General features: G+C 73.6%; 11 protein-coding genes. 5 read left to right on the top strand and 6 right to left on the bottom strand.

The window, feature by feature from the left end; translation table 11 throughout:
* The first annotated feature begins 99 nt into the window (after positions 1-99).
* Positions 100-3,657 carry an AfsR/SARP family transcriptional regulator gene (locus ACZ5U5_RS31180; RefSeq protein WP_469028275.1) on the top strand — a complete coding sequence of 1,186 codons (3,558 nt, stop codon included), beginning with the start codon at positions 100-102 and terminating at the stop codon, positions 3,655-3,657.
* A 75-nt stretch (positions 3,658-3,732) separates the two neighbouring features.
* Here ACZ5U5_RS31180 and ACZ5U5_RS31175 read toward each other — a convergent pair whose 3' ends face one another.
* The 3 genes from ACZ5U5_RS31175 to ACZ5U5_RS31165 form a co-directional block, all read right to left on the bottom strand.
* Positions 3,733-5,451, bottom strand: a complete 1,719-nt coding sequence (locus ACZ5U5_RS31175; RefSeq protein WP_469028272.1) for a bifunctional 3'-5' exonuclease/DNA polymerase — start codon at positions 5,449-5,451, stop codon at positions 3,733-3,735.
* Positions 5,452-6,075: 624 nt separating this feature from the next.
* Positions 6,076-8,211, bottom strand: coding sequence for an ABC transporter permease (locus ACZ5U5_RS31170; RefSeq protein WP_469028270.1), 2,136 nt, complete (start codon positions 8,209-8,211; stop codon positions 6,076-6,078).
* Complete coding sequence (locus ACZ5U5_RS31165) at positions 8,211-8,987, bottom strand: ABC transporter ATP-binding protein (RefSeq protein WP_469028269.1); 777 nt, start codon at positions 8,985-8,987, stop codon at positions 8,211-8,213. Before ACZ5U5_RS31165 ends, ACZ5U5_RS31170 begins: the two co-directional genes overlap by 1 nt.
* Positions 8,988-9,091: 104 nt before the next feature.
* Between ACZ5U5_RS31165 and ACZ5U5_RS31160 the strand changes: the two genes are divergently transcribed.
* Together ACZ5U5_RS31160 and ACZ5U5_RS31155 are read left to right on the top strand one after the other, a co-directional pair.
* Positions 9,092-10,324, top strand: coding sequence for a DUF2786 domain-containing protein (locus ACZ5U5_RS31160; RefSeq protein WP_469028948.1), 1,233 nt, complete (start codon positions 9,092-9,094; stop codon positions 10,322-10,324).
* A gap of 804 nt (positions 10,325-11,128) precedes the next feature.
* Entirely contained in the window at positions 11,129-13,312 is a 2,184-nt protein-coding gene (locus tag ACZ5U5_RS31155; RefSeq protein WP_469028266.1) for an FUSC family protein, read from the top strand.
* A gap of 37 nt (positions 13,313-13,349) precedes the next feature.
* Here the strand turns inward: ACZ5U5_RS31155 and ACZ5U5_RS31150 are convergent, their stop codons facing one another.
* From ACZ5U5_RS31150 to rpmB, 3 genes are read right to left on the bottom strand one after another with little or no spacing between them, the layout of a single operon-like run.
* Complete coding sequence (locus tag ACZ5U5_RS31150) at positions 13,350-13,865, bottom strand: hypothetical protein (protein ID WP_469028263.1); 516 nt, start codon at positions 13,863-13,865, stop codon at positions 13,350-13,352.
* 42 nt (positions 13,866-13,907) lie between these two features.
* Positions 13,908-14,213: a 30S ribosomal protein S14 gene (rpsN, locus tag ACZ5U5_RS31145; protein ID WP_469028260.1), complete on the bottom strand. Its 306-nt coding sequence runs from the start codon at positions 14,211-14,213 to the stop codon at positions 13,908-13,910.
* The gene (rpmB, locus tag ACZ5U5_RS31140; protein WP_451215230.1) at positions 14,213-14,449 is read right to left on the bottom strand and encodes a 50S ribosomal protein L28; all 237 of its coding nucleotides are present in this window, start codon (positions 14,447-14,449) and stop codon (positions 14,213-14,215) included. Before rpmB ends, rpsN begins: the two co-directional genes overlap by 1 nt.
* Positions 14,450-14,536: 87 nt before the next feature.
* On the opposite strand from rpmB, the gene rpmG reads away from it, so the two are divergent.
* Both rpmG and rpmE read left to right on the top strand, forming a co-directional pair.
* Positions 14,537-14,701: a 50S ribosomal protein L33 gene (gene rpmG, locus ACZ5U5_RS31135; protein WP_009719228.1), complete on the top strand. Its 165-nt coding sequence runs from the start codon at positions 14,537-14,539 to the stop codon at positions 14,699-14,701.
* A gap of 5 nt (positions 14,702-14,706) precedes the next feature.
* Complete coding sequence (rpmE, locus tag ACZ5U5_RS31130) at positions 14,707-14,991, top strand: 50S ribosomal protein L31 (RefSeq protein WP_469028257.1); 285 nt, start codon at positions 14,707-14,709, stop codon at positions 14,989-14,991.
* Positions 14,992-15,009 lie beyond the last annotated feature (18 nt).

The raw sequence follows: 15,009 nt of genomic DNA, 5'->3' as shown, positions 1-15,009 counted from the left end.
TTGAGCGCGAGTACCGGCGGGGCCGGGCCCGATGTTCTGATCCCATCAGGGCCCGCCAACCGATCGCTAACATGTGGCCAACGGTTGGCGGGAGATGGCGTGGACGTACGGTGCGACGGGTTGCGGTTCGGGCTCCTGGGCGCGCCTGCCGTGTACGACGCCAAGGGCGAGCCGCAGCCCGTGCAGAGCGCCAAGGGCCGCGCCCTGCTGGCCGCGCTACTGCTCGAACCGGGCCGGGTGGTGTCCGTCGGCGCCCTCAAGGACGCGCTGTGGGGCGGCGCCCCGCCCGCGTCCGCACACGCCTCGCTGCAGAACCACGTGACGCGGCTGCGTCGGCTCTTGGACGACCCGGGCCGGCTGCGGGCGGTGCCGCCGGGATACCGACTGCGGGTGGCTGAAGGGGAGTTGGACGTACGGGTCTTCGAGCAGTTGGTCGTACGGGCCAGGGCCGCGCACGCGGAACGCGACTGGGACGGTTGCGCGGACGCCGCGTCCGGCGCGCTCGGCCTGTGGCGCGGTACTCCGCTGGGTGGGGTGTCCGCGGATGCGGCGGGGCACGCGCTCGTACCGCGCCTTGAGGAGGCGCGGCTCCTCGCACTCGAACTGCGGTACGACGCGGAGCTCGCGTCCGGGGCCAGTGGCGGAGGACACGTGCCGGAGCTTGCGGAACTGGTCGCCGAGTATCCCCTGCGGGAGGCCTTCCACCGGCAGCTGATGCTGGCGCTGCACCGCACGGGCCGCCAGGCGGAAGCCCTCGCCGTCCACCGCGAGCTGCGACGCAGGCTGGTGGAGGAACTGGGCGTGGAGCCGGGCGCCTCGGTACGGGACGCGCATCGCGAGGTGCTGCGGGAGCCTGCGGGCGCGGCGTTGGTGGGGCGCGGGGGTGCGGTCGGTGGCTCGGGCGTCGAGGGCGTGGCGGGTTCTGCTGGTGCCGCAGGCGTCGCTGGCGCATCTGGTGTTGGGGGTGGTGGCGAGGGTGGGGGCGCGGCGTCTGCGGCGGGCGTGCCCGGCGCCGTGGGTGTTGCGGGTGCAGTTGGTGCGCTTGGCGTCGCGGGCGCGGCAGGTGCGGCTGGTGAACCTGGTGCCGCAGGCGTTGCTGGTGCGGCTGGTGTCGCGGGCGTGGCGGACGGTGCGGGCTTCGCGGGGGAGCCGGGCGGGGCTCACGCGGCGGGCTCCGCGGGGGGCTCGGGCGCCACGGCTGAGGCCGCGCCAGTTTCCGCACCCGCGTCCCACGCCAGCTCGGCCGGTGTCACCCACACGTCCGGTGTCGCCCCGGCCGGTGTCATCCACGCGCCTGGGCCCGCCCCCGCCGGTGCCAACCTCGCCCAGGACGCTCCCGCCGGCGCCACCCCCGCCCCCATCCCCGCAACCCCCTCCACCCCCCGCACCTCCCCCCACACACGTCCCGCCCAACTCCCACCAGCGCCACCGCACTTCACCGGCCGCAAGGAAGTCGTACGCACCCTGACGCAGCTGCTCTCCGGGCTGGACGGCGGCCGCGGCCGCGGCGACGGCAGCGATGGCAGCGGCAGCGGTGACGTCGATTGCGGCGTCCGCCCCCCGCATGCGGCCCCCGCCCCACCCGTAGCCGTCCTCTCCGGCATGGCCGGCGTAGGGAAAAGCGCCCTCGCCCTGCACGTGGCGCACCGGCTGCGAGCCCGCTTTCCCGATGGGCAGCTCTACATCAATCTGCGCGGGGCCACCCCCGGCATGACGCCCCTCACGCCGAGCCAGGCCCTCGCCGCCCTGCTCCGGGACCTCGGCGTCGATCCGAACCACAGTCCCGAACACCCGGACGCGGCAGCCGCGTTGCTCCGTTCGCTGCTCGCTCCCACCCGCACCCTGGTGGTCCTCGACGACGCGGCGACCGCCGCGCAGGTGCGGTTGCTGCTGCCCGCGGGACCCGGCTGCGCGGTCATCGTCACCAGCCGTTCGCCGCTCACCGCGCTCGACGGAGCAGGACGTTTCCCGCTGGATCCGCTCTCCGAGGGGGACAGCGTCGCCCTGCTGCGCGCCGTCTCCGGGCGCGCGGGGCTGGACGAGGGGCACCCCCTGGTCGAACTCGCGGGCCGGCTGCCGCTGGCCCTGCGGATCATCGCCGCCCGACTTGCCGCCCGCCGCGCCCTCACCCCCGACGCCCTCGCCGAGCTGCTCACCGTCAGCGGCGGACGGCTGCACCACCTGGAGCACGACGACCTGAGCGTCCGGCGCTCGCTGGCCGTGGCCCTGGAGGCGCTGCGTACGTCGGAGCGTGAGACCGACCGGGACGCGGCCGCCGCCCTCGCCGCGATCGGCGCGCTCGACCTCCCGGCGTACGGAGTCCCGCTCGTGGCACGCCTGTTGGGCCTGGAGGAGTGGCGCGCGGGGGCCGCGCTCGACCGCCTCGTCGACGTCGCGCTCCTCGACGAGACGGCCTACGGCCGCTATGCCCCGCACGACCTCGTACGCGACTTCGCGCGGGAGACCGCCCATCAGGACGAGGCGCGGGCCGCGGACGTCGTGGACCGGGCCCTGCGGTGGTACGCGGAGTCGGCGCGGCAGACCCTGCTCGCGATCATGCCGGAGGGGCTCGACCGCGACGACCGGCTCGGGGAGCTCCCCGACGGGTTGTCGGCACCATCGGCACCATCACCACCATTGGCACCGCATACCGCCGACGGCCGTCCGGTGCCCGCCGTGCCGCCGATGTCCACCGATGACGCCTTCGCCTGGGGCGACACCGAGCTCGCGAACGTCATCGCCCTCGCCGACCGCCACGGCCGCGGGTCCGCTCTCCTGCCCGTACTCGTCCGCTGCTTCTTCTCGTACCTCAAACGCCGTGGCCGCCTCGCCGAGGCCGACCTCCTGAACCGCCTCTCGGTGACCGCGGCCCGCCACCGGCAGGACACGGCGGCCGAGGCCCAGGCCCTCACCGACCTCGCGGGGCTCAGCTATGTGTCGGGCCGCAGCGGCACGGCGCTCGACCTGATCGACGAGGCCCTCGACCTGTGGCGGTCGCTCGACCGCACGTCGTGCGTCCACCGCGCCGTCATCAACCGCGGCCTCCTCCTCGAAGCACTCGGCCGTTACGACGAGTCGGCCGCGGCACTGCGCCACAGCCTGGAGCTCGCCCAGGCCGTGGACGACCCGCTGAGCGAGGCGTTCGCCCTCAGCACCCTGGGCAACGTCTACGAGCACACCGACGCGCGCGCCGCGATCTCCTACTACGAGCGGAGCCTGGCGATCGGCGAGACCCTCGGGCACGTGGGCCTGCGCCAGGAGCTCCACTGCGACATGGGCAAGGCCCACCTCGTCCTCGGCGAACCGGACGTGGCGCTCGGGCACTTCGAGGAGAGCCTGCGCATCCACGGCGAGGCCGAGGACTGGCACAACGAGTCCAAGGTGCGCCTCGGCATGGTGCGCGCCCTGCGCGAGATGTCCCGCACGCAGGACGCGGGGCGCGAGTGCGCCGGTCTCCTGGAGCGGGCGGAGCAGCGGTCCGACGCCCACATGGCGGGTCTTGCCCGCCATCAGCTGGGGCTGCTGCTGCACGCCGAGGGGCGTGCCGAAGAGGCGTACGCGCAGTGGAGGTCGGCGCTCGCGGCGCTGGACGGCACGGACAGCAGCGAGGTGGTCGGCGAGCTGCAGAGCCTGCTGGCGGTCTCACCGGCGGCCTGAACCTGTCTGACCGTAGGGCTACTTCGCGTGCGTAGGACTACTTCGCGTCTGTACGGCTACTTGGCGTTCGTACGGCTACTTCGCGTCCGCGTAGCACTCCACCACCGCGACGGTGAACGGGAAACGCACCGGTGTCTCGCCGAACGTGATGCGCCCCGCCAGGTCCCCGGCCGCGCGGATCGCCGCCGTGACCGTCTCGGCCTCCTCCTGCGGGCAGTGCACGATGACCTCGTCGTGCTGGAAGAAGACCAGCTCGGCGCGGAGTCCGGCCGCGGCGATGGACTGACGCAGCGCGGCCAGCATCAGCAGGGCCCAGTCGGCCGCGCTGCCCTGGACGACGAAGTTGCGGGTGAAGCGGCCGCGGGCGCGGGTGTTGCTCGATGCGTACCCCGGGGTGAACTCGCCGTCCTGGGCGGGAGTTTCGGCGGGCGCGTCCTGCGGAATGCCCGCCTCGTCGAAGTCCCCCGCACCGGCCGCCGGCGGGCTCGTGCGCCCCAGCCAGGTCCGTACGAGGCGGCCCTCCTCGCCCGCCTTCGCCGCGTCGTCGACGTATGCGACCGCGGCGGGGAATCTGCGGCGCAGTGCCGCCAGGTTCTTCAGGCCGTCGCCCGACGTCTGTCCGTACACGGCGCCCAGGAGTGCGATCTTGGCGTGGTCGCGGTCGCCGGAGAACGCGCGGTCGGACAGCCGTGTGTAGAGGTCCTCGTGGCTCCCGGCCACTTCCATCAGGCCCCGGTCGCGGGAGATCGCGGCGAGGACCCGCGGTTCCATCTGGTCGGCGTCGGCGACGACCAGCCGCCAGCCGGGGTCGGCGACGACCGCGCGCCGGATGATCTTGGGGATCTGCAGCGCGCCGCCGCCGTTCGTGGTCCAGCGGCCGCTGACGGTGCCGCCCGGGGTGTACTCGGGGCGGAAGCGGCCGTCGCGCACCCAGTCCTGGAGCCAGCTCCAGCCGTGCGCCGTCCAGATCCGATACAGCTTCTTGTACTCGACCAGGGGCCGCACCGCCGGGTGGTCGATCTCCTCCAGCTCCCAGCGGCGGGTGGACTTGATCCTGATCCCGGCCTGCGCGAAGGCCTTGATGACGTCGTTCGGCAGGTCGGGGCGGACGCGTCGGCCGAAGGCTGCGGAGATCTCGTCGGCCAGCTCGGCGAGGCGGCGCGGTTCGGCCGCGCCCGCGTTCCTGCCGCCGCCCGCGTACCGCTCGCCGAGGAGCTCGGTGAGCAGGGCGTGGTGGACGTCGGCGCGCCAGGGCAGGCCCGCCACGTTCATCTCGGCGGCCACCAGCAGGCCGGCCGACTCGGCCGCCGTGAGCAGCCGCATCCTGCCGGGGTGCTCGGCGGCCTCGTGTCTTCGCTGCTGGGCGGCATACACCTCCAGGAGGGCGTCGAAGGGGAGCGGGGTGCTGACAGGGGACGGCTCGAAGAGGGAGTCCTGGGCGCCGGGAGCTGCCGCTCTGGGTGGCGGATCGTTCGGGACGGGGGCGTTGTGCAGCCGGGCCCAGGCGGCCGCGGCCGAGCGGGGCTCGCCGAGGCGGCCCTCGTGACCGAGGAGGAGGAGTTCGGCGTCCTCGATGTCGTAACACCGGTCTACGCGGACGCCTGCTGCGAGCAGCGCGGGATAGATCTCGGCGGTGGACCGCCAGACCCAGCGGCTCACCTCGGGCCTGGCGCGGACGGCCGCGGCGAGATCCCGCTCCTGCCGCACCGGCCCCGCGGGCAGCCCGTCGTCCCCGAGGGGGGCAAGGGTGGCGCCACCGTCCTCGGTGGCGGCGAGGGCCCACCTTTCGGTCATGTGGCCGAGTGTGTCAGCAGGCACTGACAATGCGGCGGAAGGTGGGTGTGCGGTTGGCACTGCCGGCACGGCTGGTGCAGTTGATGGGGCTGGCGTGGCCGCTGCGGCTCATGGGCTTTTCTGCGGGGCCGGGCAGCTCTGAGGTCCGGGCCCGGACCGGGATGCCTCACCGGCGGGGCGGTCGGGCGTGTGGGGCCCTGCGCGGTGGGTCCGGCACGTCGGGGGGACCCACACGGCGATCCGGCGCGTGGGAAACCCGCGCGGTGGCCCGGCACATGGGGGCCCGCGCGGCGACCCGGCACGGGATGGGGCATGCGCGGTCGGCCCGGCACGCGGGTGCACTCACACGGTGACCCGGCGCGGGGACGCGCTTGGCGCCCCGGAGCACCCGTACGTCGACCCGGCGCGCAGGGGGTCCCGTACCCCGACTCGGCACGCAGGCGTCCCGTACGCCGCCCCGGCGCGCAGGGGCACCCGCACGCCGCCCCCGCACGCAGCCGCCCCGCAGTGGTGGAGCAACGCGTGCAGGGCCCCCGCACGGCACCCGCACGCCGCCCCCGCACGCAGGGGCACCCGTACGCCGACCGGCACGCACCGGCACCCGCAGTGGTGGAGCAACGCGCCTCACTCCCGCCGTCGTACCCCCAGCACCCCCGCTCCCGCCCCCACCACCGCGCAGACCCCCGCGGCTGTCCCCACCATCTCCCACGGCACCGATATCCCCGCCGGTGCCGACAGGCGGGCGAGGCCCGTGCTCAGCGTGCCCAGGTTGAGCAGGGTCACCGTCAGGCCCAGGGTCGCGCCCACCGCCACCGCCAGCAGGGACTCTCCGGCCACGACCAGCCGTACCTGCGACCGCGTGGCCCCCGCCATCCGCAGCGAACGCAGTTCAGGGCCCCGGGCCGATGTCGCCATCAGCAGGGTTCCCGCCAGGGAGATCGCCGTGTAGAGCAACGCGATGCCCAGCAGCATCAGCAGCCCCAGCCGTGTCTGCGGCTTCGTCACGGGGTGCGTGTCCGCCAGCCATTCCTCCGCCGTGCGGACCCGGAGCTCGCCCCCGCCCCGCTCCCGCAGCGCCCCCGCCACCGCAGCCGGGTCCGCCCCGTCCCGTAGCCGCACGTCGACGCGGTCCACCGCCGCGCCGGCGCCCGCGTTCGCCGACGTGACGTACGCACCGTTGTCCCCGGTACCCCGCGCCAGCACCGCGACGATCCGCAGCCGCGCGGGTCTGCCGTCCCCGAGCCAGACGCCGACCCACTCACCCACCCGCCGCCGCTCCCACTCCTCGTTGACGACGATCGACCGGTCGTCGAGGTCACGTACGTCCCCCGCCACCACCGGCAGCCGCGAGACCGAGGCGAACGCGGCCGGGTCGCGCACGGCCCGCGCCTCCGACCGGACGAGCGCCGTGCCCTCCTCCCGTACGAACACGGCCGTGGAAGCGGACGACGCGGCCACCGCCACCCCTTCGGTCCTCCCCAGCAGCTCCGGCTGTCTCAAATCCGCGCCCGTCAAAACCAGTTCGGCCCCGGTCCGCTCCCGCGCCTCCGCGGCTCTCGCCTCGCCCGCCGTCTCCGCGGAGCCGAGCAGCGAGCCCGCGAGAGCCACCGTCACCAGGACGGGCGCGGCGACGGCCGCGGTGCGGCGCACGGAGGCCGCGGAGTTCTCGCGGACCAGGAGGCCGATCGCGCCGGGGAGGCGGACGGCGCGCAGGACGGGGCGTACGAGCAGGGGGGTGAGTGCGGCGAGCGCGGTGATCAGGATCATCGGCTGGGTCGTGTATGTCTTCCGCTTCATCAGCGCGGAAGGATCGCTCCACAGCGTCAAGGCCAGCAGCCCGAGCCCCGCCACCAACAGCGCGCTCCCCACGACGCGTCGGCTCCACGGCATGACGCCGGTGTCGACGGATGCGTCCCGCAGCGCCTCGACGGGACCCACGCGACCCGCACGCCGCGACGCGATCCACGCCCCGGAGAAGGCCACCGACACCCCGACCCAGAACGCGAGATGGTACGGCCAGACCGCCCCGCCGATCGCGAACCACTCCGGCGCGATCTCCGCGTCCACCAGAGCCTCGGCGAGAACCGGCGCGCCCCAGGACCCCAGCACGCACCCGGCCCCGGAGGCTGCGACTCCCACCGCCAGCGCCTCCGCGAGCACCGTCCTGCGCACCTGTCCCGGTGTCGCTCCGGCCATCCGCAGCAGCCCGAACTCCCGCCGCCGCAACGCCACGACGAAGGAGAAGGTGGACGCCGTGACGAAGACGGACACGAACGCGGACACTCCGCCCGCCGTCCCGAGGAACGAGTTCACCGCCACCAGAGCCTCCGAGTCCCGCCCCGGCTCCGGATCGGCGAGCCGCCGGTCGCCCCCGGTCAGCACGCGCGCTCGGTCCCCGACCACGTCCCGCACCTCCCCGACCGGGGCATTCACCCCCACTGCATCCCTTTTCGCCCCGTCAAGCCGTACCGGCCCGAGGCGTCGAAGGTCGCGCAGAAGTTCGATATCCACAGGGTGTGGATGAGCGAGCGGCTTCGATACGTGGGTGATGTCCGGGCCGCGTCGCACCGGCACGGTCAGGGTGTTCTGCCCCATGACGACCACGGGCGACCCGGCGAACCGGACCGGCTCCCGCTCCGGCGCGCTGAACGTCGAGGCAAGCCCGAGCCCCATCGCGGCGGTGAGGCCCACGCCGAGCGCAACAGCGACAAACGCACCCAAAAGGCCGACCCATCGGCTACGGAGCGAGGCGAAGAACATCACCGACCACCCACGATCGCGGCATCCGTGCCCGTGACGGGGAGGAGCCCCGCACCCGTACCCGTCTCAAGCCCCGCCATCCGCCGGGCCACTTCCCCCGGATCCGGTGCGAGCACCTCGTCGGCCAACCGCCCGTCCACCAGGAACACCACCCGGTCCGCGTACGACGCCGCCACGGGGTCGTGCGTCACCATCACGGTCGTCTGGCCTTCCTTGTCCACCAACTCGCGCAGCAGCGCCAGTACTTCGCGGCTGGTCGTCGTGTCGAGCGCACCGGTCGGTTCGTCGCCGAACAGGACGGCGGGCCGGGTGACGAGTGCTCGCGCCAGGGCCACCCGCTGCTGCTGGCCGCCCGAGAGCTCTCCCGGGCGATGGCGGGCGCGGTCACCGAGGCCCACCCGGGCCAGCGCGTCCCCCACCTCCGCGCGCGAAGGTCTGCGGCCCGCGAGCCGTAGCGGCAGGGCGACGTTCTGCGCGGCGGTCAGTGACGGCAGGAGGTTGAAGGACTGGAAGACGAAGCCGATGCGGTCTCTCCGCAGCAGGGTCAGCCGCCGTTCGCTCAGCCCCGTCAGCTCCGTGCCGCCCACCTCGACCGTCCCGGACGTCGGCCGGTCAAGACCGGCGGCGCACTGCAGCAGCGTCGACTTGCCGGAGCCGGAAGGGCCCATGATCGCGGTGAAGGTACCGGCACGTATCGCGAGATCGACGCCGTCGAGGGCGGTCACGTCACGGTGGTGGCGGCGGACGGCGGTGAGCCGTACGGCAGTTGAGGTCATGCCCCAACCCAATCGCCCACGGCCCCGCCGGGCACGACCACTGGGGGGCGTCCTGGGGGTATGGCCAGCCATACCCTTGACGTATGGATGATCCGGTGGCCGACGTGACAGAGGTGATCGACAAGGCGTTCGCGGCAGCGCTGTACGCGGACGGGGACGAGGGGCTCGACACCGGCGCGTCCTTCCTCGCGGCCGCCCCCGAGGCCGACGCGGAGCTGTGGCGCAGGGGCGAGGAGCTGGTGCGCCGGGCGTGGGAGCGGGGCTGGCAGCCGGCGGACGTCATACGCATGGTCGGCCGCGCGCAGGATGATGTCGCCCATGGTGCCGACCGCGCGCACCAGATCCGGTTGGCCGCCGAGTTGATCACCACGGAGGCCGGGCGGTACGGCGACACGCTCCCGCCGCGGTGGGCCGCGCAACTGTCCGAGCTCACGCTCCAGTACGGGGGCCCCGTTCCCCGGCCGGGGGCGTCCCGGACGGGCGCGAGGTCGGACGGGTCGTCCCTGGCCGGCGGCCCGAAGCTGGATCGCTTTTCGCAGGCCACCGTCACCCTCGCCCTTTACCGCCTCCTCCTGTGCCTCCCGGTGATCGAGCCCGTCGGTCCGGCTCCCGGCGCCCCGCTCCACGCGCCCCCGCCGCCCGGGCACGAGGAGCCCCGCATCCTCACCCGTATCCGCGCGCTGCTCGCCAAGGCCGAGGCCACCGGGTTTCCCGAGGAGGCGGAGGCGCTCAGCGCCAAGGCGCAGGAGCTCATGGCCAGGCACACCATCGATGAGGCGCTGCTTGCCTCTCGTACGCATGCCAAGGACACTCCGGGCGCCTGCCGCATCGGGGTGGACGCCCCGTACGAGACGGCGAAGGCGATCCTCCTGGACGCGGTGGCCACGGCGAACCGTTGCCGTGCGGTGTGGAACGAGGCGTACGGGTTCTCGACCGTCGTCGGCTTCGAGCCCGACCTGGAAGTGGTCGAACTTCTCCACACCTCCCTCCTCGTACAGGGGACGGCGGCGATGACGAAGGCGGAGGCGGGGCAGCGGGCGGGCGGCCGGAAGCGTACGAAGACGTTCCGTCAGGCCTTCCTGCTTGCGTACGCGAACCGGCTCGGGGCGCGGTTGGCCGCGACGGCGGAGGACGTGACCGTGGGGTCGCCTGATGCGGGTGAGTTGTTGCCTGTGCTGGCTGCGAGGGACGTGGCCGTCACTTCCCAGGCGGAGCGGATGTTCCCTCGGACCACGACTACCCGGGTACGGGGCGCTGTGGATCGGGAGGGTTGGGAGCAGGGGGCGGCTGCGGCGGATGCGGCGGCGGTGGGTCCTGGGCGGGCTCGGCTTCCCTAGCGTTCCGGTTGCCCCGCGGCGCCTCCTGGCCGAACGGGCCTCTCCCACTCGTCCGGTGCCCGGGGCGTCACCTGCACGAGGGCCTCTCCCACTCGTCCGGTGCCCGGGGGCGTCACCTGAACGAAGGGCCTCTCCCACCCACCCGCCCGTTTGCCCCGTGGCGCCTCCTGAACGAACAAGCTTTTCCCACCCACCCGCCCGATTGCCCCGCAGCAGCAGCTGAGCGAACAGACCTCGGGGAACGGGTGGGGGCGGACCCCTGCGCCTGCGCAGCAGACCCGTGCCGGCCCCGCGCAGCGGACAGCCCCGCGCTTGGCGCACCGGCCCCGCGCAGCGCACCCACGCACGCGCAGTGCACCCGCGCACGCGATCGGCCCGCCACAGCAGACCCGTGCCCGCTCCGTGCAGTGCACCGCCCCGCGCTGGCACACCGGACCCGTGCAGTGCACCGCCCCGCGCTGGCGCACCGGACCCGTGCAGTGCACCGCCCCGCGCTGGCGCACCGGACCCGTGCAGTGCACCGCCCCGCGCTGGCGCACCGGCCCCGCGAAGCGCACCGCCCCGCGCTGGCGCACCGGCCCCGCGAAGCGCACCCACGCACGCGCTGCGGACCGCCCCGCGCTGGCACACCGGGCCCGTGCAGCGGACCGCCCCCGCTGGCGCACCGGCCCCGTGCAGCGCGCTTACGCACGCGCAGTGCACCCACGCACGCGCGCAGCGCACCCCCGCACGCCATCGGCCCGCCACAGCAGATCCGCCCCGCCCCCCCCCCGCACCATCCCAAATGCCCCGTATCATCGCAGAATGACCTGGCTTCGAGCGCTGAAGGAGACCAGCCGCTCGGGGCTGAGTGTTGAGCGCAAGCGGCTTGAGCCGCTGATCGCGCTTCGCGGCGCCGCCGGTCTCGCTGTCGTCATCGGCCTGAGCCTCACCCTCTTCGGACCGGCCGTGGCCGCGAGCTCGGCCTTCGGCGCCTTCCAGGCCGCCATCGCCACCTTCCAACGCAGCCGGCGCCCCCGCCCGGAACTCGCCCTGGCCTCCGGTACGAGCCTCGCCGTCTCCACCTTCCTCGGCTACCTCACCGGCTCCCACCTCCTCCTCTTCCTCGCCCTCCTCTCCCTCTGGACCTTCCTCTCGGGCCTGAGCTGGGCCGCGGGCCCGACCATCGGCATCATCGCCTCGTCCAACGTCGCGATCATGCTGGTCACGGTCACCCTCCCCGGCTCCATCGCCGCCGCGGCCGGCCACGCCGCGATGATGGTGGTGGGCGGCGCCGTACAGGCCGCCCTCGTCATCCTTTTCCCCGTACGCAGATGGGGCGCCCACCGGGATGCCCTCGCCGACGCCCTCGCGGCCGAGGCCGACTACGCCCGCCGCCTCCGCCACGACCCCCACGCCGACTTCGACCCGGAACCCCTGATGGCGGCCCGCGACGCGGCGACCATCACCCCGCGCCAGGCCCGCACCCGCCCCGCCGAACTCCACGGCGCCCGCGGCGTCGCGGAACGCATCCGCCCGGTGCTCGCCTCGCTGGCCGACCCCGCGGTGGGCGTACCGGAAGAGGGCCCCGAACGCGACCGCGTACGCGAGATCCTGGCCGCGGCGGGCGCGATCCTGGACGCGGCGGCCAGGGCGATCCGGCAGGGCGAGCCGGTGAAGATCCCACCCGAGGCCGTGGCCACCCTGCGGACCCCGCACACCGGAGCGATCCTCACGGGCCCGGCGCAGCGAGCGGCGAAACGCCTGGCCGCACTCCTGCGAGACGTGGTCGAAACCGCCGGCAGACCCCCCGCCGAATCACCCGCAGCCGAATCACCCCCAGCGACCCCGACCCAGCCCCCGACCCCGGCCCCCGCCCCCCTCCTCCGCCCCACCTTCCCCGCGCTCCTCCCCGCCGCCCTCCGCGCCATGAGGGCCGAACTCCGTCGCCGCCACGAATCCCCCGTCACCCGCCACGCGATCCGCGTCACCGGGGTGGCCGCCGCGGGCTACCTCCTCGGCACCTGGCTCCCCCTCGGCCACGGCTACTGGGCCCCCATGGCCTCCGTCATGATCATGCGGCCGGACTTCTCACAGACGTACTCCCGCGCGGTGGCCCGTTTCGGCGGCACGCTCGTGGGTGTCGCGCTGGCCACGGGCGTGGTGCAGCTGGCGCACCCCGACACCGGGCTCTCCGCGGCGCTCGCCGTCCTCTGCGCCGGGATGATGTACCTCCTGATGCGCACGGGCCAGGTCGCCGCCCAGGCCTGCGTCGCCGCGTACGTCGTGTTCCTGCTCGGCATGGGCGGCGAGCAGTGGACGCAGACGGTGCCGGAGCGTGTCGTGCTCACGCTCCTCGGCGGCGTCCTCGCGATGATCGCGTACGCCGTGTATCCGGCCTGGGAGACCCCGCGCCTGCGCAACCGCCTCGCCGATTGGCTGATCGCGGACGGCCGCTACGCCGCGGCCGTCGTCAGCCGCTACGCCGACCCATCCGGCAGCTCGTGCCCGGACGTACGCGAGGCACTCCTGGCCGCCCGCGACGCCCGTATCGCCTGGCAGGAAGCGGGCGCCCGCGCCAAGAACGAGCCGGTACGCCACCGCGGCCTCTCCCGCGCCGCGGCCGCCGACGCCGAGGACGCCCTCGCCCAACTCGGCCGCGTGGCCATGCTCATGGAGGCCCACCTCCCCGACCGCGATGCCACCCCCGTCCCCGCGGCCGAACGCCTCGCGGAAGCCCTGCGCAAGTCGACCGAGGACGGCGCGAAGGCCGTACGCGAGCGTCGCGTGCCGAAGTGGGCGGCCGTGCGCGAGGCCCTCGGCGAGTGGGACGGCGAGGGCGTCCCCGACCGGGTCGTACGCAGGGGAGCGGGCCTGCTCCTCGCGACCCTCGACGAACTGTCGGACGCCCTGGACACGGCACCGCCGCCCATGCTGGTGGACGGCTCGGACGCAACCAAAACTGACAACGGGCCGCAGGACCCCGAACAAGGTCCCACGGCCCGCTGACCGCGTCATATCAAGCAGTACCGAACCGGCTCAGAACTCACGACTCAGGAAGTCCCGCCGTCGGCAGCCCCTCCGGCAGCTTCCCGCCCTTGGTCCTGGTGAACTGGTCCTCGCCCGCGCCCTGCCAAGAGACCGTCATGGACGTACCGTTGACCGACTCGACCGTGCCCTCGGTGCGGTTCGAGTCACCCTTGGCGCACTTCAGCTTGATCGCGTCACCGGTCGCGGTCCCGCTGCACAGGACGTTCTCCCCGAGCAGCGTCGCCTGCTTCCCGGCGATGACCAGGGCCAGCGGATTCCCGTCGGCGGTGGCGACCCAACTGCCCTCGGAGCCACCGTCCTCGGCACCGGAGTCCGCATCACCCGACCCCGCATCCGCGCCCTCGTCCGGGGTCTCGGACCCGTCGGCCCCCGCGGAGGACCCCGCCGAGCCCTTGTCCTTGCCCTCGTCCCCACCGTCGCCGCCGTCACTGCTGCAACCGGTCAGGACAAGGGTGGCGACAAGACCCGCCGCCGCGGCGCCGATACGTACGTTCCGGACGTGCGTGCGCACTGAGTTCCCCCTACGAACCAAGCCGATGAACCGCGCGCCAAGCTACCAGGACGACTTGCGCACCCCGGGGAGGAATCCGGCGTGCGCTTGGTCACGCAGCTTGACCCTGGAAAGGCCGAATTTCCCGACGTATCCGCGCGGGCGGCCGTCGACGCTGTCCCGGTTGCGTACGCGCGTCGCGCTCGCGTCCCGCGGATGACGCGCCAACTCGGCCTGCGCCGAACGGCGTTCGGCCTCTCCGGTCGAAGGACTGCGCAGGATCTCCTTCAGCTCGGCCCGCCGCACGGCGTACCGCGCGACGATCTCGCGCCGCTTCTCGTTCTTCGCGATCTTGCTCTTCTTGGCCATCAGACCCTCACTCCACGCGCACGGATCCTGGCGACGGCGGCCTCGATGCCGATGGCGTCGACGGTCTTGATGCCCTTGGCGCTGAGTCGCAGCCGTACGTGGCGGCCCTCGCTCGCCAGCCAGTAGCGCTTGCGCTGGACGTTGACGTCGAAGCGGCGTGACGTGCGCCGGTGCGAATGGGAGATCTGGTTGCCGAAGCCCGGCGTGGCGCCGGTCAGCTGGCAGTGGGCGGACATGGTGACGCACCTCTCGGTCGTGGGGCCCCTGGCGGGCCCCTTGCGGAGCCGTTTTGAAAACGGGATTCATTTTCATACACTAGCGGCATGGCTCGCAACGAACTCCGCCCGATCATCAAGCTCCGGTCCACGGCCGGCACCGGCTACACGTACGTGACCCGCAAGAACCGCCGTAACGACCCCGACCGCATGACGCTGCGCAAGTACGACCCGGTCGTCGGGCGCCACGTCGATTTCCGAGAGGAGCGCTGACCGCCATGCGCAAGGACATCCACCCGCCGTACGGCCCCGTCGTCTTCCGTGACAAGTCCGCCGGCTTCGCCTTCCTCACCCTTCCCCAAGCTCTCGGCTTCGCTCGAGCAGGGGAGGCCCCAATCACCGCGACCAGCGAGAAGACGGTCGAGTGGGAGGACGGGCGTAATTACCCCGTCATCGACGTCGAGGTCTCCTCCGCGAGCCATCCCTTCTACACGGGCACGGCCAAGGTCCTGGACACCGCGGGCCGAGTGGAGCGCTTCGAGCGCCGGTTCGGTACGCGGTGAGCCCCAAGGACATGGACA

The organism is Streptomyces sp. NPDC033177 (genome assembly GCF_055577715.1).
This window is presented reverse-complemented; position numbering and strand designations above follow the sequence as displayed.